The organism is Ruegeria spongiae, assembly GCF_023502395.1.
Taxonomy (GTDB): domain Bacteria; phylum Pseudomonadota; class Alphaproteobacteria; order Rhodobacterales; family Rhodobacteraceae; genus Ruegeria_C; species Ruegeria_C spongiae.
This window is the reverse complement of the sequence record NZ_JAMFMB010000105.1, coordinates 1-328: the sequence shown is the minus strand read 5'-3', so window position 1 is coordinate 328 and position 328 is coordinate 1. Positions and strand designations below refer to the sequence as shown.

The window sequence follows — 328 nt, the reverse complement described above, 5'->3', positions numbered from 1 at the left end:
TTGCAGAGGCAGATTTAGAAGACTTGAAGCCAAGCATCGGGCGGGTTCGTCTTTTGATAAACCTGTGATCTTGTTCCACGATGTTATTTAGGTATTTCCGCCTCACCATCTCGATCGGGAGCGGGCAACCAAAACCTTTGAGCATCTTGTTTATGGCCTTGATACCAGCTGGGTTGGCGCCGCTTTTGTCGATGACGATTTTCCGCGGTAGACCATTAACCTCCAACATCCGGGCGAAGAATTTTGTTGCAGCCGGTTTGTTTCGACGTTGTGAAAGCATGAAATCGAGAGTTTTGCCGTGTTTGTCGACCGCTCGGTAAAGGTAAAC

Annotated in this window: 1 protein-coding gene; it reads right to left on the bottom strand. The window is 48.5% G+C overall.

The genetic code is table 11. From position 1 onward, the window contains the following. Positions 1–328 (bottom strand): DDE-type integrase/transposase/recombinase (locus M3P21_RS22450; RefSeq protein WP_249713732.1); only part of this gene is annotated, 328 nt, incomplete at both ends.